Below are 23,103 nucleotides of genomic sequence, written 5' to 3' on the forward strand. Positions count from 1 at the left end.
TTGTTACAGCAAACTTGTCAAGCGGGGGAATGTACTGAGGAATGTACTAACGGGACGTGAGCAGCGGCCGTTCGGGAGCGGGAGCACCACCGGCCCGGTCGATGGCACGCAGCTCGTCGAGGCTGTCGGCGAGGGTGCGGCCCGCCAGCGCGTGGAGGACGGCCGCCTCGGTCTCGTCGGTGAGCCTGAGGAAGTACTCGGCGGAGTGGTTGGTGACCAGGCACTCCCGGGGCCCCTCCGCCCGGGGGGCCCAGAGCGGCTTGTCGCCGATGGACGAGCGGTAGATCTCCTCCAGCGTGATCCGGTCCGCGGGCCGGCCGAGGCGGACACCTCCGCTGCGGCCCTTGATGGACGTGACGAGAGCGTCCTGCACCAGCGGGACCATCAGCTTGCGCACCAGGCTCGGGTTCGTGTCCAGACTCCTGGCGAGCTGGGTCGAGCTGAGGACGGGGCTGCCCGCTTCCTCGGCATGGCCCAGCAGGAGCATGGCCTTCAGCGCGCTGGAGAACCGCACGTCCAGCATGGTCGTACCCCTTTCGTCCACCGTTCGGTCCGGGTGACTCCCGGCGCCTCCATATTAGCAACTCTTACAGTTGCACTTCCGTCGAAGGATATGTACTTTTCACACATGCAGATTGCGACGCCCGAGGGGCCCGTCTGCACGAGGGCTCATCGCGCCGGCGACCGGTCGCCCGTCTGCCGTACGAGCCCGGAATCCGACAGGCATCACAGAGAGAACCGGAGAACGCCATGAGCACCGAGACCGAGATCAGGCAGATCGTTTCCCGATACACCCGGGCCGCGGACCAGCGCGACGGCGAGGCGCTGGCACAGCTCTACGACGCCGACGCGGTTGTCGAGGTCCACTACCACCGCGGGCCCGACGGGACGGAGCTGCTGGGCAAGCTCTCCGGGAGCGCGCAGATCGCGGCGGCCATGTCCACGGCCATGGCGCCGCACCCGCCCCTGGGCTGGAGCCACCACACCACCTACGACCACCTGGTCTCCGTCGACGGCGACGAGGCCAGCATCGACACCCAGTTCATCACCTTCGACGTCGTCGGAACCAGGAAGCCCGAGGGCGGCTGGCCCGCCGGCACCTTCGGCGCCCAGGGCACCATCAAGCCCATCGAGTCGGGCTACTACCGCTTCACCTTCCGCCGCACCGATGGCGTGTGGCGCATCCGGCACCAGGACGTCATCCACGACATCCCGTACGTCTTCTGAATCCCGTACGTCTTCTGATACGTGTTCGGATCACCCGGCGGCCCCCTGCGACCCGTCCCCGACACCCGTGCAGCGCGCTGCGGAGGGGGCTGCCGAACCGAACCTGAGCCGGAACTCCGGTCCGCGGTTCTTCATCGATGTCGGCAATCACCGCTGACCGGCACTCAATCGGGAGGTTGTCCCAAGCATGGCGACACTGGGACTCATCGGCAGTGGAAACATCGGTGGCACGCTTGCCCGGCTGGCGGTCGACGCCGGACTGGACGTCGTGCTCAGCAACTCGCGGGGGCCGCAGACGCTTTCCGACCTCGTGGCCGAACTGGGGCCGCAGGCCCGTGCGGCAACTCCCGCGCAGGCGGCGGCCGTCGGGGACTGGGTCGTCGTGACGATCCCGGTCGGCGCCGTGGGGGCGGTTCCCCGGGAACCCCTCGTCGGCAAGACGGTCATCGACACCGGTAACTACTTTGCCCCGCGCGACGGCACCATCCCGGAACTGGAGGCGCAGGAGCTCACCGACAGCGAACTGCTCCAGCGGCGCCGGAGGTAGCCGAGTTCGGCCCGTCCGTCGCCTCGGACCTCTATACGGTGGCCCGCGCCCTCGCGATCCTCACCTTCGACTTCCAGGGATACACGACCGTCTTCGTCGACAGCCTCCCCGGTCCCGACAAGATCCCCGTCTTCGCGCGGTACGAGTTCTTCCACCGGCTCCTCGTCCGGGCCACCGACCCCGACCCCGGCAAGCGCTTCGGTTCCGCCGAGGAGATGGCGGACCAACTCCTCGGCGTCCTCCGCGAGATCGTGGCCGCGCAGACCGGCAAGCCCCGCCCCGCCCTGTCCACCGTCTTCGGGCAGGAACTGCGGGTCGTCGAGGACAAGTTGGTCGAGCCCCTGACCGGCGACGCGTCCGCCCTCGGCGGGCACACGCTCGCGACGCGGCGCGGCGCCCTGCGCCGGTCGGCGAACAGCGCTCTGCCGGGGCTCCCTTCGGCCGAGGAATCCGCGTCCGGTTCCGGCCCGACGCCGGACGGCGCCTTCGCCGGCAACACCCCGGCCCCGCCCAGTACGCCATACGCCGAGCCGGCGCCAACTCCCGGGCCCGCAGTCACCGTTGCGCGCCTCGACGCACGGGCCGCCTCCCTCGCGCTGCCGGTGCCCCTGGTGGACCCTGCCGACCCCAACGCCAAGTTCCTCGCGGGCCTGGCGGCAGCGGCCCCGGCGGAGGTGGTAACTGCCCTGCGGTCGGCACCCGTCGACTCCGTCGAGATACGGCTGCGGGACCTGAGGGCGCGGCTGGAGACGGACGACACCGACGCGGCCGCCCGCATGCTGACAGCACTGGCCGACGACGACCTCGACGACTGGCGCGTGGTGTGGCACCGGGGTCTGACCGCGCTGGCGACCGGCGACCACGAGACGGCCGCGCTCGCCTTCGACGCCGTGTACGACGCGTTCCCGGGCGAGTCCGCGCCCAAGCTGGCGCTGGGCATCTGCGCCGAGACGCTGGGCCGGCTGGACAAGGCCGGCGAGTACTACCGACTCGTGTGGACCACCGACGAGCGCTATGTCAGCGCCGCGTTCGGTCTCGCCCGCGTCCTGCTGGCCTCGGGCGAACGGGCCGGTGCCGTAACGGCGTTGGAGTCGGTGCCGGAGGTCTCGATCCACTTCACGGCGGCCCGGGTCGCCGCGATCCGCGCCCGACTGCGCGAACGGCCGCCGCGGGAACCGCTGTTGGGCGACCTACGGGCGGCCGTCGCCCAGGTGGAGGAGCTGCGGGAACTCGGTATCGACACCGACCGGCGCTAACAGCTCGCCGCCGAGGTACTGGGCAGCGCACTCGACTGGGTACTCTCCGGCAGCCCCGGCGCAGGTCCGGAGGCCACCGGCACCAGACTGCTGGACTGCGCCCTGACCGAACGGGAGTTGCGCTTCGGCATGGAGCGCTCCTACCGCGTACTGGCCCGCCTCGCCCATCAGGCCGGCTCGGCGACCGAACTCGTGGAACGCGCCAATCGCTTCCGCCCCTGGACGTGGGTGTGACATGCCGCAACCGACCGCCTGCCGTGCCCATGCCATCACCGCCTGGCTCGGCGCGGACTCGCCCGAACTCGCCCCGCACACCGTCTCCTTCGAGCCGGACGGACCAGGGGTCGTGGTGGTGTGCACCGACGGCCTGTGGAACTACGCCGAATCCGCGGAGGAGTTGGCGTCGGCGGTACCGGCGGACGCCGGCACGCACCCACTGCGGTGCGCGCGGGCGCTGGTGAAGGTGGCGCTCGACGGAGGCGGCCACGACAACGTGACGGTCGCCGTCCTGCCGATCCCGACGCCTGCCGGGCGGACCGAACACGAACCTGCCTGAAACAGGCGTAAGGAGCACAAGCGATGGCTGTCTTCTCCAAGTCGGACGTGCCGCAGTTCGCCGTCGACATCTACCAGAACGAGTACCTGCCCGAAGGCGGACACGAGGTCAACGCGATCGTCACCGTGACCGCGACCGGCGGCGGCACCCTCGGCGGCCGACCACTGGGAACCGGGGACCCGACCTCACTACCCGCTCCGGACGCGGCCGTTGTCATCATGGTCGACTGCTCCGGCTCGATGGACAACCCGCCGGCCAAGATGCGCAACGCGCGCGACGCGACCGCCGCCGCGATCGACACCGTCCGCGACGGCGTGGCCTTCGCCGTGATCGCCGGCACCCACGCGGCCTACGAGGTCTACCCCGCCGACGGCCGGCTGGCCGTGGCCGATCCCGCCACCCGGTATCAGGCCAAGCAGGCCGTGGGGAAGCTGAGTGCGGACGGCGGTACCGCGATGGGCAGTTGGCTGTGGCTCGCCGACGAGCTGTTCGCCACGACCGACGTCCCGATACGCCACGGCATCCTGCTCACCGACGGCCGTAACGAGCACGAGGCACCCGGGGCGCTACGGGCCGTACTCGACGCCTGCGCCGGACGCTTCACCTGTGACGCCCGGGGCGTGGGCACCGACTGGGAGGTCAAGGAGCTCACCGAGGTCGCCTCGGCGCTGCTCGGCTCCGTGGACATCGTCGCCGACCCCTCCGGTCTGGCCGACGACTTCCGGCAGATGATGGAGAACGCGATGGGCAAGGGCGTCGCCGATGTGGCGCTGCGCGTCTGGACCCCACAGGGCTCCACGGTCAAGTGGGTCAGGCAGGTCGCCCCCACGGTCGAGGACCTGACCCTCCGCCGTACCGAGGTCGGCCCGCGTGCGGGTGACTACCCCACCGGTTCCTGGGGCGACGAGTCCCGCGACTACCACGTCTGTATTCAGGTCCCCCGCACAGAGGTCGGCGAGGAGATGCTGGCCGCCCGGATCTCCCTGGTGGTGCCCCAGCCCGACGGTACGACGCAGGCGGCCTCCCAGGGTCTCGTACGTGCCTGTTGGACCGACGACATGGTCGCGTCCACCCGCATCAACCCCCAGGTCGCCCACTACACCGGGCAGGCCGAACTCGCGCAGGTCATCCAGGAGGGCCTGGAGGCCCGCAAACAGGGCGACTTCGGCTCCGCGACCGCCAAGCTGGGCCGTGCCGTCCAGCTCGCCGGCGCCTCCGGCAACGACGGGACCTCGAAGTTGCTGGCCAAGGTGGTGGATGTCGTCGACGCGGCGAGCGGCACCGTGCGGCTCAAGGCCCGGGTGGCCGACGCGGACGAGATGACCCTGGAAACACGCTCGACGAAGACTGTGCGGGTCAAGAAATAGCGCACCGCGCACCCGCACCGCGCACCTAGACGGGCGAACAGAGAAAGAGCGACATGTCGACCTGTCCGAACGGACACCCGTCCGAAACCGACGACTGGTGCGAGGTGTGCGGCCACCGCATGTCCACCGCACCGGCGCCTTCCGCCGCCGAGCTCTGCCCCAACTGCGGTACGCCCCGCGAGGATCTCGCCCGGTTCTGCGAGGGGTGCCGCTACAACTTCGTCACCCGGACCGGCACCGTCTCCGTCCCCCAGTCACTGCCCTCGCCGTCCTCTCCCCGCGCGGAGGTTCCCACGGGCTCGCCGACCTGGACGGCCACCGTCCGCGTCGACCACGACTACTTCGCCAAGGTGATGGCCCGCAGCGAACCCGAGGACCAGGGGCTCTACTTCCCCGCCCACTCCCCCGACCTCCACATCCCGCTCACCCGCATCGTGATCACGATCGGCCGTCGCCACCGGTCCACGGGCGAGCCCCCTTTCATCGACCTCGACAGCGACCCCGAGGACCCGGGCGTCTCCCACGAACACGCCATCCTCGTCCAGCAACCCGACTCCAAGTGGTCCCTCATCGACAAGGGCTCCACCAACGGCACCACGGTGAACGGCGCCGAGGACCCCATCGCCCCTCACGTACCGGTGCCGTTGAAGGACGGTGACCGCGTACACGTAGGCCTCTGGACGACGATCACCATCCACCGGGACTGAACCGCGCCCGCTGGGCCGGGCCGTAGGCGACAAGCGTGTCTACACCTCGATGTGCCAGCCCATGATGATCGTCCGGTCGCGGGGCAGGCCGAAGTGCTCGGCGGCGTCGGCCGTGATGTGGGAGGTGGCGATGAACAGGCGTTTACGCCAGGGAGCCATCGTCGGCGCCTCGCCGCGCCGGAGCTCGATCGTCGACAGGAAGTAGGACGCCTGGTCGAGCAGCAACGGCCCCTCGGTGTCGGCCGGGTCGAGCATCGCCAGCGTGGCGGGCACGTCCGGCGTCTCCATATAGCCGAACCGGGCGGTGACGTGGATGATCCCGTCGTCGGCGTAGCCGAGGCCGTCGACGACGATCCGCCGGTCGGCCGGGACGCGGGGCACGGGCTCGGTCTCGATGGACAGGATCACGACCTGCTCGTGCCGTACGTGGTTGAGTTCCGCGTTGGCCCGCATGGCCAGGGGCGCCGTCTGTTTGCTCCGGTTGAGGAACACGGCCGTGCCGGGGACCTGGAGCACCGGCCGCTCCCCACTGCGGAGTTGGTCGACGAACTCGCGCAGGGAACCCTCGTGGTCCGCGCGTTCCGCGGTGACGACCTCGCGGCCCCGCTGCCACGTCGTCATGACGGTGAACGCGGTGAGGCCGATCAGCAGCGGCAGCCACGCGCCATGGACGAGCTTGGTCAGGTTGGCCGCCACGAACAGCAGGTCGACGGAGAGCAGCAGGGTCGCGCCGGCGGCGATCAGCCACACGGGCGTGCCCCATTTCGCGCGGGCGACGTAGAAGAACAGCAGCGTGGTGATGGTGATGGTGCCGGTGACCGCCATGCCGAACGCGAAGGCCAGCGCCGCGGAGCTGCGGAACGCGAAGACGAGGGTGAGGACCGAGACCATGAGCAGCCAGTTGATCCAGGGGACGTAGATCTGGCCGATGGTGGACTCGGAGGTGTGCGCGATCCGCAGCCTCGGCAGGTAGCCGAGCTGGGCCGCCTGGGAGGCGACCGAGTACGCACCGGTGATCACGGCCTGGGAGGCGATCACCGTGGCCGCCGTGGCCAGCAGGACCATCGGCCACCGTCCCCAGTGGGGCACCAGCAGAAAGAACGGGCTGCTGATGTTGGACGGGTCGTCGAGGATCAGCGCGCCCTGGCCGAAGTAGCTCAGGATGCAGGCGGGGAAGACGAGGAACATCCAGGCGCGGGTGATGGCCCGGCGGCCGAAGTGCCCCATGTCCGCGTAGAGGGCCTCCGCGCCGGTGACCGCGAGCACGACGGCGGCGAGCGCGAAGAAGGCGGTGCCGAAATGACCGAACAGAAAGCCCAGGGCATAACTAGGCCACAGCGCCCGGAGAATGGCCGGGTGATCCGCGATGCCCACGACGCCGCACGCGCCGATGGCCACGAACCAGAGGATCATGATCGGCCCGAACACCCGCCCCACCGCCGCCGTTCCCCGACGCTGCACCAGGAACAGCAACACAATGATCACCGCGGTGATGGGCACGACCGCGCTGTCCAGCGACGGCTCGACGACCTTGAGCCCCTCGACCGCGGACAGCACCGAGATCGCCGGGGTGATCATGCTGTCGCCGAAGAACAGCGACGCACCGAAGATGCCCAGGCCGGTCAGCACGACGGCGGCCCGCCGCCCCCGCTGTGAACTCCATTGCCGCACCAGCGTGATGAGCGCCATGATGCCGCCCTCACCCTCGTTGTCGGCGCGCATCGCCAGCAGCACATAGGTGACCGTGACGATGACCATCACCGACCAGAAGACCAGCGACACCACCCCGTACACGTTCTGCGTGCTGACCGGGACCGGGTGCGGGTCGCTCGGGCTGAACACGGTCTGGAGGGTGTAGATCGGGCTGGTCCCGATGTCACCGAACACCACGCCGAGAGCACCGATCACCACCGCGAGCCGCACCGTCTCCCGCGCACTCGCACGACGAGCCTCCGGCGGCCCCGCCGCGGGCCCTTCGTCCGCCGCGGCCCGGTGCCCACGATCGGCCATGGTGATCCTCCTCCTCATGGACCGCGGTACCGCAGGCCCGGTGCATCGGGGCGGACACTACCCATGCCCCGGCGCAATCGCCCGCAGGCGCCCGCCACTTCGCCCGGAACCGTGTCGCGTCACAAAGGAGGAGGCGATCCGGGCACCCATGGACCGCCTCGTTCGCGGGGAACTCCTGCCGGGCGCGTGGCGAGCTGTCGGTGCAGGTGCTCTCACGCTTGGCGATCAGGATGGCTGGACTTGGTCGAAGAGTGCGAGGGCTTCGGCGGGGTCCGGGCTCACGAGGCGTTCCAGACCGGCCGTCGTGATCTTCGCCCACTTGCCGGCCCGTGCCCACATCTGTTTCTCGAAGGCGCGGACGGTCTCGTCCAGGTCTTCAGGGGCGGTGGCGATTGACTCGGCGAGTTCGGCGCCCTCCAGCATCGCGAGGTTCGCGCCCGCCCCCAAGGGGGGCATCAGATGGGCGGCGTCGCCCAGGAGCGTCACCCCGGGGACGTGGGTCCAGGTGTGGGACACGGGCAGGGCGTAGAAGGGGCGGTGGACGAACGCGGTGCCGTTGCGGAGGAGGTCGAGGACGGGAGCGGCCCAGCCGTCGAACAGGGCCAGCAGGCCCGATCGCACGGCCTCGACGTCGGCCAGGTCCAGGTTCGTGTGCCAGTCCAGCGGCGCGCGGAACTTGGCGTACACCTTGACGTGGCCGCCGCTGTTGCGCTGGGCGACGAGGGAGCGGTTCACGCCGTACGCAGCCACGGAACCGTCGCCGATCAACCGGGCGAGGTCGGGGTGGCGGGTGTCGACGTCGTCCAGGGAGGTCTCGATCGAGGTGACGCCGGTGTAGTGCGGCGTCACCGACGAGAGGGCCGGGCGGATCCGGGACCAGGCGCCGTCCGCGCCGACCACGAGGTCGAACGTCTCCTGTCGCCCGTCCGCGAAATGGACCCGTGCGCCGTCCCGGGCCCCCGGCACCACCTGTGTCACGCCCCGGCCCCACTGGACGTCGAGCGGGCCGAGCAGCAGGTCGCGGAGTTGCCCGCGGTCGATCTCGGGATTGGCCCGGTCGTCCGGGCGGGGTGGCCAGTCGCGCAGGACGGTCCCGTCCGGGTCCAGGATGCGCATGGCCTGCCCCTCGGGACGGGACAGCGCCTGGAAATCCGCCAGCAGCCCCGCCTTGTCCAGCGCGAGCTGGCCGAGCCCTTCGTGCAGGTCCAGCGTGCCGCCCGGGGGACGGACGTCGGGGGCGGGATCGCGTTCGAAGACGGCGACAGGGTAGCCATGGCGGTGCAGGACACGGGCGAAGGTAAGGCCGGCAGGGCCACTGCCGACCACGGCGATGCGATATCTCATGGCGATACACCGTATTTCCTCAATACAGTGCATCGCAACAGTACGATGTGGCCATGACTGTGTGGGACCGGCCGGAGCCGCCGACCAACCCTGTGCCGCTCGACCGGGAGCGGATCGTCACCGCCGCCATCGCACTGGCCGACGAGGGCGGGCTGGAGGCGGTGTCGTTGCGCAAGGTCGCCGCCCGGCTGAACGCCGGCCCGATGCGGCTGTACGGATACATCTCCACCAAGCAGGAACTGTTCGACCTCATGGTGGACGAGGTCCAGGCCGAGATTCTCCCCGCGGAGCAGCCCGGTGACTGGCGGGAGGCGCTGCGCATCCTCGCCCAGCGCACCAGGCAGGCAGCTCTCCGCCACGAATGGCTGGCCGACCTGCTCGGCGGCCGCCCGACCCTGGGTCCGAACGGCCTCGCGGTGACCGAGGCCACGCTGGCCGCCCTCGACGGCCTCGCCGACATCGACACCGTCATGCGCGCCGTGGAGACCGTCAGCGCCTACTTCACCGGCGCGATCAGGCGCGAGATCGCGAACCTGCGGGCCGAGCGCGCCACGGGCCTGTCCAAGCGCGACTGGCAGCGCGCCTCAGGCCCGCATGTGACGAGAATGCTGGCCACAGGTCGCTTCCCGGCGCTGGCCAAGGCCGTGCACGACGGCACGGACGTGGACGCCGAGACGTCCTTCGCGACCGGCCTGGACTGGGTCCTCGACGCCGTGGCCACCAAACTCACCCGGCCGCCGACGTGACGCTCAGTTCTTGCCCTCGAGATCGACGGCAACTTCGTCTCCGCCCTCTGCGCCGCCGACGAGCGCGGCACCCTCCCGGTCAAACCGTGATCACCCAGGAGCCCCTGACCCACGAATACGTCGACCGAGTCCTCCACGCCCTCTTCACCGGCATGGGGAAACCCTCGTAAAGCCCGTCGCCGGACTCCGATCGGTACCCGAACAGCAGCTTCGCGAGGGCCCGAGTACCCGAGAACCGTTCCGCGCGGACCTGCACCTATCTGGGAGAGTGGAGAGTCATGCCAAGTAGGTTCACCGAGTTGATCGTTGACTGCCGTGATCCGGAGAGACTCGCGGCCTTCTGGTGCGCGGTCCTGGACTTCAAGGTGATCGACCGGAGCGAGGGCAGGGTCGAGATCGGCTCCTGGGTACCGACCGTCGAGGAAGTCCGGGCCCGCCAGACGCCGCCCACCCTGCAGTTCATCCAGGTCCCCGAGGACAAGACCGTCAAGAACCGGCTCCACCTCGACGTCAGCCCGATCGACGGCAGCACCGAGGACGAGGTGACCAGACTGCTCGCCCTCGGCGCCACCACGACGGATGTAGGCCAGGGCCCAGACCGGAACTGGGTGGTCATGGCCGACCCCGAGGGCAACGAGTTCGACGTCCTGCGCAGCCTGGCACCGCGGCGGAACTAGGAGCCGGCCACCCACCGCCCACCGACTCGACAACCAGCCTTTCTGGAGGGCTGTCTGGTGCCGCATCGGACAGCGTTCGCCCCGCTGTCGGCCGACGGTGCCAGTCCCTGCCGAGTAACACTGCCCGCCCGGCGTCGAGTTGGTGGTTGCCCCACCGCTCCAAGGACTGCTGTCCGAGATCGAGTGGCTCTTTCCGGCGGTCGTCCGTCCCGCCCGGGCAGCCGAGACGACGAGCCGCCGTACGGCCCGATGTTCGCCGGCACGGTGGCGGATCCGTCGTAGCGGACGCTGAGTTCGGGGTCGGTCCGGGCTATGGCCCGCTGTGGATCAGGGACGCCCACAGGTGTGGTCGGCCGGAGTGTTCGGCGCGCAGGTGCCGGATGACGCGGTGGAGCACGGTCGCCGCGTCATCGGCGGACGGCGTGTCCGGCATCAGCCGGTAGAAGTGGTCGGCCGCGCCGGCCGCGACGTGGTCGTCCAGCGGCCAGAGACTCGCGACGACGTGCCGGAAGCCGGCCAGTTGGAACGCGGAGGCGAGGTGGATCGACTCGTCCGCGTGCCGCCTGCCGACGTGTCCGGTGGAGCACGCGGACAGGTAGGCCAGTTCGGCCTCGTGGAGGTCGAGGCGGCCGATCTCCGCGATGGACAGCACGCCGTCGTGGAGGTGGAGCCCGCCCTCGGACGGCGCGTCGGGGTCGGTGCCCGCGTGGCAGGCGAAGTGGGCCCAACTCGCCCTGGGGAGCGCGCCGGTCACCTGGGTGGCGGTGGCCTGCTCGTTGGTGAGGAGCGGCATGTCGGGATGAGCGGCGTGCAGGCTCGCCGCCTCGGCGGCGGTGGCCGGCAGGTCCGGCAGACCCGGGGTCCGGTCGAGGGCGACCGTGAGCCGGCGCTGGGCCCTCGCGGCCGGGCGTCCTTGTGCACGGGCCAGGGTGCGCATGGTGGGCGTGTACGACGAGATCACCCGGTCGAGCGCCCCGGCGCCACCGGGGTGTCCGGCCGCGTGCAGCGGCAGCAGCGCGAGCGGCCCGGTCGGCGTCCACCACACGCGGGGCAGTTCTCCGTCGGCCGGGCGGAGCCGCTCCTCAATGGCGTCGAGGACCGGCTCGACCGTCGTGTCCCACAGTCGGCCGAGCAGTTCCGTCAGCACGCGTTGGCAGCGCAGCTCGCCGGTGAACGAGCCTGCGTTGTGCGTCACTTCCGTCAGCTCGGCGGCCCACGACTCGACGTCGGACAAGCGTAGTTCGGGCAGCGGCACCGGCAGCAGGGGCCCGTCGGCGGTGACGACGACGGCGTCGCACCGCTGCAGGCCGGCGTTGAGCAGCACGACCGCCTCACCGGCGCCGGTCGGCCGCAGCCGGGTCCACCTCTGCGGGAGCAGGAACCGGTCCAGTCCCGGCAACCGGCGGATCTCCGCCAGTACGGCGTCGTGCTCGGCCCACAGCCGTTTGCGCCGGTCGATGTGGTCGACGTCCTGACCGTCGGGCGTGGCCATGGCGGGGGGTTCCGGCGCGTTGAGGGCATCGCGGACCCGGCTCAGCCGGCCGGCCAGTGCCGGGTGCTCGGCTTCGAGGTCGCCAATGGGTGTCCGCAGGGCCAGCCGGGACGTCAGCAGGATCGACCGGCCCAGCTCGGCGGTCTGGACCGCGCCGCCCGGATCGTCGAGGGCGCAGTGCACGGCGATCGTCTCGCCGACCAGTCCGTGGATCGCGCCGAGGTGGTACTCGTGGTCCGCCGAAGAGGTCTCCCGTGCCGCGACCAACGGCAGCAGCTCCACCGCGGTGTCGAACAGCAGCCGGGCGATGTGCGGTTCGTCCAGTACGTAGGCGAGCCGGCCGACCACCCAGCAGGCGCGGAGCCGCTCCAGCGGAGGCGATGTCGTGGCCGCGAGCGCCTCCTCCGCAAGCCGGATGATCCGCGGCCGGTCGACGGTGCTGCCGCTGTCCCACCTCCTCGTGTGACAGATCGCGAGGAGGTAGATGCGTGAGGCCCGCCGGGGATGGTCGACGGGGGTTACCGCGACGGTCCGTTCCGCGGCGTCGACGGCACGGTCGAGGTCCGACGGGTCGCCGGTCCGCTGGAACCGCAGCCGGTGGGTGTTGCCGAGGTTGAACAGATGCTGCGGGAGGAGCGGATCGTCCACGGGGACGGCGTCGGCCGCCTCCCGCGCCAGGTCGACCGCACGGTCCAGGTCGGCCGGATCGCCCGAGCGCTCGTACCGCGCCTGATAGGACCGTCCGAGGTTGTACAGGCGCAACAGTCGGTCGGGGTGGTCGGCGGGGGTGGCCGCGAGAGCCAGGAGCGTGCGGTCGATGGCGCTGTCGAGATCGGCGCCGCCGGCGGTGCGGCCGGACCGCGACTGGTAGGCGGTTCCGAGGTTGGACAGGTGCATCGCCCGGTTCGGGTGGTCGTCGGGCGTGGCGGCCACGGCCTGTTGGTGATGCGCGACGGCACGGTCCAGGTCGTGAATGCTGCCGCTGTGCTCAAACCGTTGATGGAGGGCGGTGCCAAGGTTGGACAGGCGCATCGCACGGTCCGGGTGATCGGCCGGCGTGGCGGCCACCGCGCGTCTGCTGGCGTCGATGCCCGCGTCCAGGTCGGACATGTCTCCGGTGCGGGTGAGCCGGGACCAGAGGGCGACACTGAGGTTGGACAGGTGGATCGCCAGGTTCGGGTGGTCGTCGGGCGTGGCGGCCACGGCCTCTTCGTGAAGCGCGATCGCCCGGTCCAGATCGGCCACGTCCCCCAGCCGGTCGAACCGCCCGCGCAGGGTCGCCGCCAGATTGGACCGGGCCATCGCGCGAAAGGGGTGATCGGCCGGCGTGGCGACGACGGCCCCTTCCAGGCTCGCTACGGCGCGGTGCACGTCGGCGAGGTCCCCCTTCCGGTCCGACCGCGCGTCGTACGCGGCGCCCAGGTTGGACAGCCGGAGGGCGAGATCCGGGTGGCCCTCGGGCGTGGCGGCCACGGCCTGTTCGTAGTGGCCGATCGACCGGTCCAAATCGGCCACGTCCCCCCGCCGGTCGAACCGCGCCCCGTACACGATGCCGAGGTTGGACAGGATCGTCGCGAACTCGCGGTGCCCCCGCGGCGCCGCAGCGGCGGCACGATCGAGGTGGCCGATCGCCCGGTCCAAGTCGGCCTGCTCCCCCAGCCGTTCGAACCGAGCGTGGTACGCCATGCCGAGGTTGGACACGTAGGTGGCGCCGTCGAAGGCGTTGTCCGGAGCGACGGCCACCACCTGTTCGTAGTACCCGATCGCCCGCTCCAGGTCGGCCAGGTTCCCCGTCCGCTCGAAGCGGTCGGTGTAGGCGGCGGCGAGGTTGGACAGGGCGGTCGCTCGGTGCGGGTTGCCGGTGTCGGCGGTGGCCTGTTCCCCGAAGCCGATGGAGCGCTCCAGGTCCGCCGGACGGCCCGCCCGTCCGAACCGTGCCCAGTAGGAGGTGGCGAGGTTGGTCAGGGTCGTCCCCCGGTAAGGGGAGTCGACGGGGGTGACAGCCATCGCCTGCTCACCACTGTCGATGGAACGGTCCAGATCCGAGACCTGCCCGGTTCCCTCGAACCGCCGCAGGCAGCCCAAAGCGAGGTTGGACAGGATCGTCGGCCGGTCACGGGAATCGACGGGAGTGACGGCCAACGCCCGCTCACCGTTGCCGATGGAACGGTCCAGGTCCGAGGCGTGCCTTGTCTGCTCGAACCGCAGCAAGTAGCTGGTGCCGAGGTTGGTCAGGACGGTCGGCCGGTGCGGGAAATCGGCGTCGGCGACAGCCATGACCTGCTCGCCTCTGTCGATGGAACGGTCCAGATCCGAGACCTGCCCGGTTCTCTGGAAGCGCAACAAGCACCCCGTGGCGAGATTGGCCAAGGTTGTCGACCGGTGAGGAAACTCGGCAGAGGCGACAACCATCACCTGCTCGCCTCTATAGATGGAACGGTCCAGATCCGAAAGCTGCCCGGTCCGCTCGAAACGCAGCAAATAGCCCGAGGCGAGATCGGACAAGGCTGTCGTCCGGTGAGGCGAATCGGCGGAGGCGACAGCCATCACCCGCTCACCACTGTCGATGGAACGGTCCAGATCCGGGAGGTGCCCTGTTCGCTGGAACCGCAGCAAGTAGCCCGTGCCGAGGGTGGCCAGGTGGAACGCGAGGTTCGGGTTGGTGCCGGGCACGCCGACGGTCCGCTCCCCGAACTCGACGGCCCCGTCCAGGTCCTCCGGGTGCCCGACCCGCTGGAACCGCAGGAGATGGGTGGCGCTGAGATTGCCCAGGATCAGTGCGGTGTTGGGGTCACCGTTGTGCAGGGCTGCTACGGCCTGTCGCCCGATGCCGATCGACCGGTCGGCGTCGTCCACCTGTCCCGTCAGCGCGTACAGCGCCCGATGGGATTCGGCGAGGTTGTACAGGCGGATGGCGAGGCGCGGATGGTGGTGCGGTGTCAGGGCGATGATGCCCTGGAACAACGAGACGCAGGAGCCCAGTTGTGCCGTGTCACCGGCCCTGGTGGCCCGGTTCAGCAGGTCGACCGCCTGCTGGTTGAGCAGCTCCGGATCGGGCTGGTGGTAGGAGGACATCACCCATGAGACTATCGGCCAACTGGCGGAAGGAGGAGCCCGGGTGGACGCCGAACGATCGGCCCTGACCACGCTGTGCCAGGAGTTCGAGGCGCTGATCGGCGAGACCGGGCTCCACTCCACGGAACGTCAGGAACTGCTGGAACGGATCGTGGCCGAGGCGCGGGCCCGGCGTCCGGTGCTCACCCTGCTGGGCCAGTTGCTGAACACCGACCGTGAGACCACCCTGCGCACGCTCGCGTCAGGGCTGCCGGGAGCCGGACTGGGCATCGCCCGTCAGGAAACCTTCCGCTGCCCAGACCGTGCCTGCGACCGGACGGCGGTACCGCTCCCGGCAGGTGCGATCCCGCGCTGCGCCGTCATGGGTCGCCCCTTGGAACGGGTATAGGCAAGTGGGCGGTTTCTTCGAGCAGTTGGCCAAGACGCTCGCCGACCGGTGGATCAGCCTGCTCGTGCTGCCCGGTGCGTTCTTCCTCGGCGCGGTGTGGCTGTCCGTCGCCCTCGGCCATACCGACGCGTGGAACGTCGAGTTGTTGACCCGGCAGGTCGAGAACACCGCCGACACGGTCGCGGACCTGCCGAGTGGGGCGCAGGCACTGCTCGTGGTAACCGTACTGGCGGCCGCCTCCGGTGTGGGCTTCGTCGTGCAGGCGCTGGCCGGGGTCACCCGGCGCGTCTGGCTGGGGCAGTGGCCCCGCCCGTTCGTCGCGGTCGCGGCGGCGCGGACGGCGCGCCGGCGCGCGCGGTGGCACCGGCTCGTGGAGGAACGCCGGGCGCTCGAAGCCGCGAGCCCGGGCACACGCACCCGCGGGCAGCAGGACCGGATCGACACCGTGGCCGACAGCGTCACTCGGCTGGCCATGGCCGAACCGGGCAGGCCGACCTGGATGGGCGACCGGATCCACGCCGTGGAGTCGATCGCGTACCACCGCTACGGACTCGACCTGACCTACGGCTGGTCCCGGCTCTGGCTGGTCCTCCCCGACCCCGCACGTGCCGAACTCACCGCCGCGCACTCGGCGTTCGCCGCCGCGGTCGCCACCGGAACCTGGGCGCTGCCCTACCTCCTGCTCACCGTGGTCTGGTGGCCGGCCGTGCTGGTCGCCGCGGGCATCGGCCTGACCGGGTGGGTCCGCGCCCGCGCCGCCGTAGCCGATTTCACCACCCTGACCGAGGCCACCCTCGACCTGCACGGCCGTACGCTGGCGGTCGCGCTGGGGGTCGGCGACCCAGCGGAGAGAACCGGCCCGCTCACCATCGGCGAAGGCGAGCGCATCACCGATCTCGTACGGAAGGGCCGCTAGCAGGACTCCGCCAGATCCGCCGGTCTGTGCTCATGAGGAGCGTGTCGGAGACCGCGGACATGCGGCGGGCTGTGTGGGTCCGCCGAGTGACTTGGCGGAGTTCGTGGCAGAGGTGTCCGCCTCAGTTCTGCGGAAGGGCCAGTGGGCCAAGGGCGACAGGCCCTGGGGCGCGCACATCGAGGGCGGTCCGGCCGTGCGGCCGCTCGCTGCGGAAGGAGCAGCCGTCCCGCACGCCGTAGTGCAACCCGTCGATGCCGCCGTTGCCGTCCTGTGAAAAGTACGCCTCTCCCATCCCATTTCGGCCACCGCGGATCCGCCCGACAACGACCCGGCCGACGTCAGCCCCAGCAGGGCCGGGACGAGCCCGGCACGGAGGACCACGCCGGAGACCTACGGCAGCGCTGGGGCCGCTCGACGCGGGTCGGCTTAATTCGGTTGCCGCTCCCCGTGCCCGCCCCTCACCATGGGCGGGCCACCGGGAGCTGCCCGGTGCTCCACGAGAGGAGGCACGACTGTGACGACGACTGTCCTCGGCCTGCCCGCAGCCCGCCTCCCTCTCACCTCATGGAGCACCTCCAGCGATGTCTCGCGACGATCTCCCGCAGCACCCTCAACACCCGGCATTTCCTGACGACTTCATCACCGACCCCTACCGCTACGCCCCGCCGCCTGGCGACGCGGTACCGGGCGACGTCGACGACCGGTTCGTCTTCGACTTCCGTCCCTACGACGACCTCGCCGACGGCCAGCGCTGGTCGACCTGGCTCAGCGTCGAACCCCTCAGCCGGGGCCCCGAGCCGCTCCCGGACTGGGTGGTGACCTCCCAGGGCGCGATCGACACCGAGCTCGGCGTCCTCAAGACCGGCAAGGAGGCCGACGTCCACCTCGTCGAGCGCGCCGACCCGCTCGACCCCACCGCCGGCGTGGTCATGGCGGCCAAGCGGTACCGCTCCCCCGAACACCGGACCTTCCACCGCGCCGCGTCCTACACCGAGGGCCGCTCGATGAAACGCTCACGCGACGAGCGGGCCCTCAAGCGGAAGAGCACCTTCGGCCGGCAGGTCGCGGCCGGCGAGTGGGCGGTGTCCGAATGGGCTGCGCTGGTACGGCTCTGGAACCTCGGGCTGCCGGTTCCCTACCCGGTCCAGATCGACGGCACCGAGATCCTCATGGAGTGGATCACCGTCGTCGACGAGGACGGCACCGTCCAGACCGCACCCCGGCTCGCCCAGACCCGCCCCTCACCCGAGCTGCTGGCGGCGTACTTCGAGCAACTCACCGACGCGCTCGCGACGATGGTGCAGAACGGCGTCGTACACGGCGACCTCTCGGCGTACAACATCCTGGCGGCGGGCGAGCGGCTGGTCGTCATCGACCTGCCCCAGATCGTCGACCTGGTCGGCAACCTCAACGGGATGACCTTCCTCCAACGCGACTGCGCCAACATCTGCGGCTGGTTCCGCTCCCGGGGCCTTGATGCCGACGAACACGCACTGTTCGCGGAACTGTTGGCCCACGCCTTCTGAACCGGGCCGCCAGTGCCGTATCAGGCAACGTCCGCCATGTCGACGACGGCACGTGAGTGCCGTCCGTCGGCATGGCGGCTCCGCCGGACGATGTTACGGCGGACAAATGCCGCCCTGTTCCCGGTGATTGGCGTGGTCGGTGCCGTCGATGGTGAAGCAGCGCGGGGCCGTGAACCGGGCCGCGATCCGGTTCAGCCACCATCTGGTGTTCCAGGTCATCCAGGTCCAGGCCGGTCAGCACGGCGGCCTTGCGCACCAGGGAGCGCAGGGTGTTGGAGTGATTGTTCAGGGCCTTCGACGCCTCGGAGACGTCACCGAAGGCGTCAAGGCAGCGCGGCAGCGACTCGCCCAGCTGACCGAACTGGCCGAGGCCCCCGCCAACCGCCAGTCCATGATGGCGATCCACGACCGGGGCTGTGCCGGGTGGACGGACGAGCTTGTCCGGGAGGAGATCGAGGCGCGTTTCGGCGAACCGGTCGGCGTGAAGGGACGGATCTCCAGCAAGACGCTTGTGCCGCTGCGCAGTGTGGTCCACGACCCGATGAGCTACGGCCGCCCGTACCTGCTCGGAGACGCCGCGCACCTTGTGCCTCCCATGAGCGCGAAGGGCATGAACCTGGCCCTGCATGACGCCGACGTCTTCGCCGCGGCCGTCCTGAAGCAGATCCAACAATGAGCCGCAGCTGCGGGAACGGTTCGCCCACCCGCAACGCAACGGCAGGATCCTGATCGTGTTCGACCAGCCGGCCTCGATCAGGCGGGCCGTGAACGCACCCGACCTAGTCGCCCTGGCCCGTGCCGGAGCCCGCTTCGAGCGCGGTCACCTCGTCGAGCGCTCCGAGAGCCACGCGGCCTGAACGACCGCGAATGATCCACAGCTCATGACTCCTACCCCCTCAGAGGCCCGGCGGCAGGGCCGGCGGGTCGGGTCGGGTCGGGTCGATGAGTTTGCCGGTTTCCTGAAGTCTTCCTTGTGACATTCCCGCCCCGTCGGCGGATCAGGACACGCCGGATCCCGGTGTCATGCAGGAGAGAGGGAAGCCAGGATGAACAATCCGATTCGGCTGTACATGTCGATGTCGCTCGACGGCTATATCGCCGGCCCGGACGATCGGCCGGGGCAGGAGCTCGGACGCGACGGTGGACGGCTCTTCAACTGGCTCGACGACCGGGAGTCCGACGGTCCGAGCGGCCAGGTCTACCGCGAAGCGACGGCGACCGGCGCGGTGATCTCCGGCCGTCGCACCTTCGAACTCGCCGGGCGCTGGCAGGGCGACCACCACGACGGCGTGCCGATCTTCGTCCTGACCCACCAGGTGGACGATGGGGACGTACCACCCGGCCACGCGCGTTTCGTCACCGATGTCGAGGACTGTGCCCGTCAGGCTCGCGCAGCCGCAGGGGACCGGCCGATCATGGTCCATGGGGCGGGGGCGGCCCAAGCGCTTCTCCGAGCCGGGCAGGTGGACGAGATGGAGATCCACCTGATTCCGGTCCTCCTCGGGGACGGCCGACGGCTGTTCGACCACCTGAGTAGCGATCACATCGAACTCGACCTCGTCCGACGGCTTGAGGACCGAGACGTCACGCACCTCCGCTACCAGGTGCGTCGCCCCGGGGAGGCCGCGTGAAAACGCTCTTCGTCTCCTACCGCGTCACCGATCTGGACCGCTCGCTCGGTTTCTACACCGCCTTGGGCTACGTCGAACTGGGCAGGGTCGAGGCCGGCGACGGGGCTCGCCTCGTGATCCTCAAGTTCCCCGACGAACCGGCGGCCTCGCTCGAACTGGTCCACCGCCCCGCCGACGGACCGGTCGACGTGGGCAGCGGTTTCGACCACCTCGCGATCCAGGTGGAGACGCTCGCCAGCACCCTGGAGACGCTGACCGAAGCCGGCCTGGGGCCCGAACCCCTCCAGTACCCGGGCGGCCCTCACGGCCCGAAGACGTCGTGGCTCACGGACCCGGACGGTTACCGGATCGAGTTGGTGGAGTGGCCGTCCGGACATCCCGACGGCCTCACCGCAGCAGACTTCACCTGACGCGGCCACGGTCTGTGGAGTGACGAAGCTCCCCCTCGACGCGACCGCGACCGCGGCGCAACGCGAGGCACATCCCGCCCTGGCGGGAACATCCGGTAGAAGCCCCAGGGGCCTTGGGGCTCGCTCAGCCGTGCCAGTGCGCCAAGTCCCACTGACGCACAGAGATCGACCCCACCCAAGCAAAAAGCCCAGGTCAAAGCCTCCCCGGCAAGCAAGTCGCCCCACACCCCTCCCCCAGGTCAACTTACGCCGCGTCACCCCCACCCTCCACCCCCACCCGGGACGTAGGCTCGCGACACCACCGCCACCCGAGGGAGCCCCGCCCGTGACCGTTCGTGTGCGCCGTGTCTACGATCCGCCCGAGTCGGAGGACGGGGTGCGCGTCCTGGTCGACCGGCTGTGGCCGCGTGGCCTGTCCAAGGACGCGGCCCGGGTCGACGAGTGGCCCAAGGAACTCACCCCGTCGACCGAACTACGCCGCTGGTACCACGCCGGCGAGGGCACCTTCGACGAGTTCGGCAGCCGCTACGAAGCCGAGCTCGCCGAACCCGAGGCGGCTCAACTCCTGCACACCTTGCGGAACTTGGTCCGTATGGGGCCGGTGACCCTGGTCACGGCGGTCAGGTCGCCCGAGCAGAGTCACGCCTCGGTGCTGGCCCGTCTCCTGGAGGGGTGAGAGGGGTGAGGAGACGGGCCGCGGCGCCTGCGAGAAGTGCCGCTCGGTCAGGCCGTCTGCTTGGCCGCCGCACGTCCCGCCGCGCGGCCCGAGAAGAGGCAGCCGCCGAGGAACGTGCCTTCGAGCGCGTTGTAGCCGTGCACTCCCCCGCCGCCGAAGCCGGCGACCTCGCCCGCCGCGTACAGTCCGCCGATCGGCTCCCCGTCGGCGGCCAGCGCCCGTGAGTCGAGGTCCGTCTGGATGCCGCCGAGCGTCTTGCGGGTCAGGACGTGCAGCTTGACGCCGATCAGGGGGCCGGCCGCCGGGTCCAGGATGCGGTGCGGGGTGGCCACGCGGCCCAGGCGGTCGCCGATGTAGCGGCGGGCGTTGCGGATGCCCTGGATCTGGGAGTCCTTGCTGTAGGGGTTGGCCATCTGGAGGTCGCGGGCCTCGATCTGGCGGCGCACCACGGCCGCGTCCAGGAGGGGCTTGTCAGTCAACTGGTTCATTTTCTCGACCAGTTGCTCAAGGTTGCCGGCGGTCACGAAGTCCGCGCCCTTGCGCAGGAAGGCGTCCACCGGGCCCGGGGCGCCCTTGCCGAGCAGCCGGTCGCGCAGCACCGCCTTCTTGTCCTTGGCGGTGATGTCGGGGTTCTGCTCGGAGCCCGACAGCGCGAACTCCTTCTCGATGATCTTCTGGGTGAGGATGAACCAGGAGTGGTCGTGGTCCGCCAAGTCCTCGGTGGTGCGCAGGTACTTGAGGGTGCTGAGGGTGTCGTAGCCCGGCAGGCACGGGTCGGGCAGGCGGCGGCCGAGGGCGTCGAACCACAGGGAGGACGGGCCGGGCAGGATGCGGATGCCGTGGCCGGGCCAGACCGGGTCCCAGTTCTGCAGGCCCTCGGTGTAGTGCCACATGCGGTCGCGGTTGACGAGTCGTACGCCCGCCTCGGCGCTGATGTCGAGCATCCGGCCGTCGACGTAGGCCGGTACGCCGGTGACCATCTCGGCGGGCGGGGTGCCCAGGCGCTCCGGCCAGTACTGGCGGACGATGTCGTGGTTGGCGCCGATGCCGCCGGTGGTGACGATCACGGCCTGCGCGGTGAGTTCGAACTCGCCGATCGCGTCGCGGCTGGAGGAGACGCCCCGGGCCGCGTTGTCCTCGGCGAGGACCGTGCCGCGGATGCCGCGCGTCTCGCCCTCCTCCACCACCAACTCGTCGACCTGGTGGCGGTAGTAGAAGGTGAGCAGTCCGTCGCGGGCGGCCTGCCTGGCGTAGTTCACGAAGGGTTCGACAACTCCGGTGCCGGTGCCCCAGCTGACGTGGAAGCGCGGGACGGAGTTGCCGTGTCCGTGGGCGCGCAGGTCGCCGCGTTCCGCCCAGCCGACCGTGGGCAGCAGCTTGATGCCGTGCCCGTCGAGCCAGGTCCGCTTCTCGCCGGCCGCGAACTCGACGTAGGCACGCGCCCAGCGCACCGCCCACGAGTCCTCGTCGTCGACGCGGTCGAAGCCGGCGCTGCCCTGCCAGTCGTTCCAGGCCAGGTCGAAGGAGTCCTTGATGCCGAGGCGGCGCTGTTCCGGCGAGTCGACGAGGAACAGCCCGCCGAAGGACCAGAACGCCTGCCCGCCGAGGTTGGCCGCGTTCTCCTGGTCGACGAGCGCGACCCGGCGCCCCCGGCTGGTCAGTTCATGGGCCGCGACCAGACCGGCCAGACCGGCTCCGACGACGATGACGTCCGCATCCATGGCGACCGTTGCCCTTCTCGTTGAGGATTCAGTTGAGAAATCAGTTGGGGATTGAGTTGGGGATTGAGTTGGAGGTTCTGCTGGAAGTTCAGTTGAGGATTCGCTCGGGGGTGCCGCTGCCGTCGGTCAGCAGGGCGGTGAGCAGTTGCTTGAGCCAGACGCGGGCGTGTTCCACGTCCTTGTCCAGCAGCAGTTGGGTGGTGACTCCGTCGTACGCGGCCACCACGGCGTGTGCCGCCGCGTCGACGTCGCCGAGCACGGCGGGCAGTTCGGCCAGGCCCCGCGCCCGGGTGAACCGGTGCGCGATCGCCCCGCGCAACCGCGCCCGGTGCCCCAGCAGGGTCTGCGCCACGGCGCTGTCCCGGGCCGCGTGCACCAGGAAGTCGGTCTTCACCAGGAGCCAGTCCAGGTCGAGGAGCAGCACGTCGGTGACGCGGTCCACGGCGGCGGGGACGTCGAGGTCGGGACCGTCGAGGGCGAGCGCGCCCGCCACCTGCTCGGCGATCAGGTCGGCCCGGTCCTGGTAGAGCGCGAAGAACAGCTCGTCCAGGCTGCCGAAGTTCGAGTAGAAGGCGCCCCTGCTGTAGCCGGCGGCCTCGCAGACCTCCTCGATGGAGACCCGGCCGAAGCCTTTCGCGGCGAACACGGCGAACGCGGCGTCCAGCAGATTGGCGCGCGTGCGCACCCGGCGTCTGGTCACACGCTTGGCCGTCGCCTCCGCCATCATGTCCGGACCTCCGCGTCCTTCGTTCGATACGCGAATGTATCCGATACACCGGTGTATCCAAAGAGGTGGGACCTGAGATGGCACCCGAGATGCCACCCAAGACG

Annotated in this window: 21 protein-coding genes and 3 pseudogenes; 16 read left to right on the forward strand and 8 right to left on the reverse strand. The window is 70.3% G+C overall.

Annotation, left to right across the window (positions count from 1 at the left end; all coding sequences use genetic code 11):
• Window positions 1-46: 46 nt before the first annotated feature.
• A complete protein-coding gene (locus tag ACFWP5_RS18685; RefSeq protein WP_384157155.1) occupies window positions 47-523 on the reverse strand; it encodes an RrF2 family transcriptional regulator in 477 nt (158 codons plus the stop codon).
• 227 nt (window positions 524-750) lie between these two features.
• Here ACFWP5_RS18685 and ACFWP5_RS18690 point away from each other — a divergent pair, with 227 nt between their 5' ends.
• From ACFWP5_RS18690 to ACFWP5_RS18715, 6 genes and pseudogenes are all read left to right on the forward strand, one after another.
• Window positions 751-1,227 carry a nuclear transport factor 2 family protein gene (locus ACFWP5_RS18690; RefSeq protein WP_384157158.1) on the forward strand — a complete coding sequence of 159 codons (477 nt, stop codon included), beginning with the start codon at window positions 751-753 and terminating at the stop codon, window positions 1,225-1,227.
• 187 nt (window positions 1,228-1,414) lie between these two features.
• Window positions 1,415-1,762: pseudogene (locus ACFWP5_RS18695) on the forward strand (NADPH-dependent F420 reductase); the annotation flags it as partial.
• A pseudogene (locus tag ACFWP5_RS18700) lies at window positions 1,762-3,264 on the forward strand (tetratricopeptide repeat protein); the annotation flags it as partial. The pseudogenes ACFWP5_RS18695 and ACFWP5_RS18700, both read left to right, overlap by 1 nt.
• A 19-nt stretch (window positions 3,265-3,283) precedes the next feature.
• A pseudogene (locus ACFWP5_RS18705) lies at window positions 3,284-3,586 on the forward strand (PP2C family protein-serine/threonine phosphatase); the annotation flags it as partial.
• 23 nt (window positions 3,587-3,609) lie between these two features.
• Window positions 3,610-4,953 carry a hypothetical protein gene (locus ACFWP5_RS18710; RefSeq protein WP_384157161.1) on the forward strand — a complete coding sequence of 448 codons (1,344 nt, stop codon included), beginning with the start codon at window positions 3,610-3,612 and terminating at the stop codon, window positions 4,951-4,953.
• 119 nt (window positions 4,954-5,072) lie between these two features.
• Window positions 5,073-5,660, forward strand: coding sequence for an FHA domain-containing protein (locus ACFWP5_RS18715; protein WP_384157164.1), 588 nt, complete (start codon window positions 5,073-5,075; stop codon window positions 5,658-5,660).
• 39 nt (window positions 5,661-5,699) lie between these two features.
• On the opposite strand, the gene ACFWP5_RS18720 is transcribed toward ACFWP5_RS18715, so the two are convergent.
• Both ACFWP5_RS18720 and ACFWP5_RS18725 read right to left on the reverse strand, forming a co-directional pair.
• Complete coding sequence (locus tag ACFWP5_RS18720) at window positions 5,700-7,670, reverse strand: potassium transporter Kup (RefSeq protein WP_384157167.1); 1,971 nt, start codon at window positions 7,668-7,670, stop codon at window positions 5,700-5,702.
• Window positions 7,671-7,895: 225 nt separating this feature from the next.
• A complete protein-coding gene (locus tag ACFWP5_RS18725) occupies window positions 7,896-9,014 on the reverse strand; it encodes an FAD-dependent oxidoreductase (protein ID WP_384157170.1) in 1,119 nt (372 codons plus the stop codon).
• A gap of 53 nt (window positions 9,015-9,067) precedes the next feature.
• Between ACFWP5_RS18725 and ACFWP5_RS18730 the strand changes: the two genes are divergently transcribed.
• Both ACFWP5_RS18730 and ACFWP5_RS18735 read left to right on the forward strand, forming a co-directional pair.
• The gene (locus ACFWP5_RS18730) at window positions 9,068-9,760 is read left to right on the forward strand and encodes a TetR/AcrR family transcriptional regulator (protein ID WP_384157173.1); all 693 of its coding nucleotides are present in this window, start codon (window positions 9,068-9,070) and stop codon (window positions 9,758-9,760) included.
• Between the two features lie 278 nt (window positions 9,761-10,038).
• Entirely contained in the window at window positions 10,039-10,437 is a 399-nt protein-coding gene (locus ACFWP5_RS18735; protein ID WP_384157176.1) for a VOC family protein, read from the forward strand.
• A 310-nt stretch (window positions 10,438-10,747) separates the two neighbouring features.
• Here the strand turns inward: ACFWP5_RS18735 and ACFWP5_RS18740 are convergent, their stop codons facing one another.
• Window positions 10,748-15,004, reverse strand: coding sequence for a CHAT domain-containing protein (locus ACFWP5_RS18740; RefSeq protein ID WP_384157179.1), 4,257 nt, complete (start codon window positions 15,002-15,004; stop codon window positions 10,748-10,750).
• Between the two features lie 43 nt (window positions 15,005-15,047).
• Here ACFWP5_RS18740 and ACFWP5_RS18745 point away from each other — a divergent pair, with 43 nt between their 5' ends.
• Entirely contained in the window at window positions 15,048-15,392 is a 345-nt protein-coding gene (locus tag ACFWP5_RS18745; protein ID WP_384157182.1) for a hypothetical protein, read from the forward strand.
• 4 nt (window positions 15,393-15,396) lie between these two features.
• Entirely contained in the window at window positions 15,397-16,308 is a 912-nt protein-coding gene (locus tag ACFWP5_RS18750; protein ID WP_384157185.1) for a hypothetical protein, read from the forward strand.
• A gap of 121 nt (window positions 16,309-16,429) precedes the next feature.
• On the opposite strand, the gene ACFWP5_RS18755 is transcribed toward ACFWP5_RS18750, so the two are convergent.
• The gene (locus ACFWP5_RS18755; RefSeq protein WP_384157188.1) at window positions 16,430-16,600 is read right to left on the reverse strand and encodes a hypothetical protein; all 171 of its coding nucleotides are present in this window, start codon (window positions 16,598-16,600) and stop codon (window positions 16,430-16,432) included.
• A gap of 289 nt (window positions 16,601-16,889) precedes the next feature.
• Here ACFWP5_RS18755 and ACFWP5_RS18760 point away from each other — a divergent pair, with 289 nt between their 5' ends.
• Complete coding sequence (locus tag ACFWP5_RS18760) at window positions 16,890-17,834, forward strand: serine protein kinase RIO (RefSeq protein WP_384157191.1); 945 nt, start codon at window positions 16,890-16,892, stop codon at window positions 17,832-17,834.
• On the opposite strand, the gene ACFWP5_RS18765 is transcribed toward ACFWP5_RS18760, so the two are convergent.
• Complete coding sequence (locus ACFWP5_RS18765; protein WP_384157194.1) at window positions 17,716-18,240, reverse strand: helix-turn-helix domain-containing protein; 525 nt, start codon at window positions 18,238-18,240, stop codon at window positions 17,716-17,718. The genes ACFWP5_RS18760 and ACFWP5_RS18765 overlap by 119 nt on opposite strands.
• Here ACFWP5_RS18765 and ACFWP5_RS18770 point away from each other — a divergent pair.
• From ACFWP5_RS18770 to ACFWP5_RS18790, 5 genes are all read left to right on the forward strand, one after another.
• Window positions 18,229-18,510: an FAD-dependent monooxygenase gene (locus tag ACFWP5_RS18770; protein ID WP_384157271.1), complete on the forward strand. Its 282-nt coding sequence runs from the start codon at window positions 18,229-18,231 to the stop codon at window positions 18,508-18,510. The genes ACFWP5_RS18765 and ACFWP5_RS18770 overlap by 12 nt on opposite strands.
• Window positions 18,511-18,565: 55 nt before the next feature.
• Window positions 18,566-18,691 (forward strand): hypothetical protein, encoded by a 126-nt coding sequence (locus ACFWP5_RS18775; protein ID WP_384157197.1) that lies wholly within the window; start codon window positions 18,566-18,568, stop codon window positions 18,689-18,691.
• Between the two features lie 189 nt (window positions 18,692-18,880).
• The gene (locus ACFWP5_RS18780) at window positions 18,881-19,465 is read left to right on the forward strand and encodes a dihydrofolate reductase family protein (protein WP_384157200.1); all 585 of its coding nucleotides are present in this window, start codon (window positions 18,881-18,883) and stop codon (window positions 19,463-19,465) included.
• Complete coding sequence (locus ACFWP5_RS18785; RefSeq protein ID WP_384157203.1) at window positions 19,462-19,875, forward strand: VOC family protein; 414 nt, start codon at window positions 19,462-19,464, stop codon at window positions 19,873-19,875. Before ACFWP5_RS18780 ends, ACFWP5_RS18785 begins: the two co-directional genes overlap by 4 nt.
• 325 nt (window positions 19,876-20,200) lie before the next feature.
• Window positions 20,201-20,551 carry a DUF488 domain-containing protein gene (locus ACFWP5_RS18790; RefSeq protein ID WP_384157205.1) on the forward strand — a complete coding sequence of 117 codons (351 nt, stop codon included), beginning with the start codon at window positions 20,201-20,203 and terminating at the stop codon, window positions 20,549-20,551.
• Between the two features lie 47 nt (window positions 20,552-20,598).
• On the opposite strand, the gene ACFWP5_RS18795 is transcribed toward ACFWP5_RS18790, so the two are convergent.
• Both ACFWP5_RS18795 and ACFWP5_RS18800 read right to left on the reverse strand, forming a co-directional pair.
• Window positions 20,599-22,272: an FAD-binding dehydrogenase gene (locus ACFWP5_RS18795; protein ID WP_384157208.1), complete on the reverse strand. Its 1,674-nt coding sequence runs from the start codon at window positions 22,270-22,272 to the stop codon at window positions 20,599-20,601.
• 88 nt (window positions 22,273-22,360) lie between these two features.
• On the reverse strand, window positions 22,361-22,999 hold the full coding sequence (locus tag ACFWP5_RS18800; RefSeq protein WP_384157212.1) for a TetR/AcrR family transcriptional regulator: 639 nt from the start codon (window positions 22,997-22,999) through the stop codon (window positions 22,361-22,363).
• Window positions 23,000-23,103 lie beyond the last annotated feature (104 nt).

Source organism: Streptomyces sp. NPDC058469 (assembly GCF_042721125.1).
Taxonomy (GTDB): Bacteria; Actinomycetota; Actinomycetes; order Streptomycetales; family Streptomycetaceae; genus Streptomyces.

Coding starts and splice junctions, on each gene's coding strand:
- ACFWP5_RS18800 (WP_384157212.1), bottom strand. CDS start 22,999: ATGATGGCGGAGGCGACGGCCAAGCGTGTGACCAGACGCCGGGTGCGC.
- ACFWP5_RS18725 (WP_384157170.1), bottom strand. CDS start 9,014: ATGAGATATCGCATCGCCGTGGTCGGCAGTGGCCCTGCCGGCCTTACC.
- ACFWP5_RS18720 (WP_384157167.1), bottom strand. CDS start 7,670: ATGGCCGATCGTGGGCACCGGGCCGCGGCGGACGAAGGGCCCGCGGCG.
- ACFWP5_RS18730 (WP_384157173.1), top strand. CDS start 9,068: ATGACTGTGTGGGACCGGCCGGAGCCGCCGACCAACCCTGTGCCGCTC.
- ACFWP5_RS18685 (WP_384157155.1), bottom strand. CDS start 523: ATGCTGGACGTGCGGTTCTCCAGCGCGCTGAAGGCCATGCTCCTGCTG.
- ACFWP5_RS18740 (WP_384157179.1), bottom strand. CDS start 15,004: ATGTCCTCCTACCACCAGCCCGATCCGGAGCTGCTCAACCAGCAGGCG.
- ACFWP5_RS18710 (WP_384157161.1), top strand. CDS start 3,610: ATGGCTGTCTTCTCCAAGTCGGACGTGCCGCAGTTCGCCGTCGACATC.
- ACFWP5_RS18755 (WP_384157188.1), bottom strand. CDS start 16,600: ATGGGAGAGGCGTACTTTTCACAGGACGGCAACGGCGGCATCGACGGG.
- ACFWP5_RS18715 (WP_384157164.1), top strand. CDS start 5,073: ATGTCCACCGCACCGGCGCCTTCCGCCGCCGAGCTCTGCCCCAACTGC.
- ACFWP5_RS18735 (WP_384157176.1), top strand. CDS start 10,039: ATGCCAAGTAGGTTCACCGAGTTGATCGTTGACTGCCGTGATCCGGAG.
- ACFWP5_RS18690 (WP_384157158.1), top strand. CDS start 751: ATGAGCACCGAGACCGAGATCAGGCAGATCGTTTCCCGATACACCCGG.
- ACFWP5_RS18780 (WP_384157200.1), top strand. CDS start 18,881: ATGAACAATCCGATTCGGCTGTACATGTCGATGTCGCTCGACGGCTAT.
- ACFWP5_RS18760 (WP_384157191.1), top strand. CDS start 16,890: ATGTCTCGCGACGATCTCCCGCAGCACCCTCAACACCCGGCATTTCCT.
- ACFWP5_RS18770 (WP_384157271.1), top strand. CDS start 18,229: ATGGCGATCCACGACCGGGGCTGTGCCGGGTGGACGGACGAGCTTGTC.
- ACFWP5_RS18795 (WP_384157208.1), bottom strand. CDS start 22,272: ATGGATGCGGACGTCATCGTCGTCGGAGCCGGTCTGGCCGGTCTGGTC.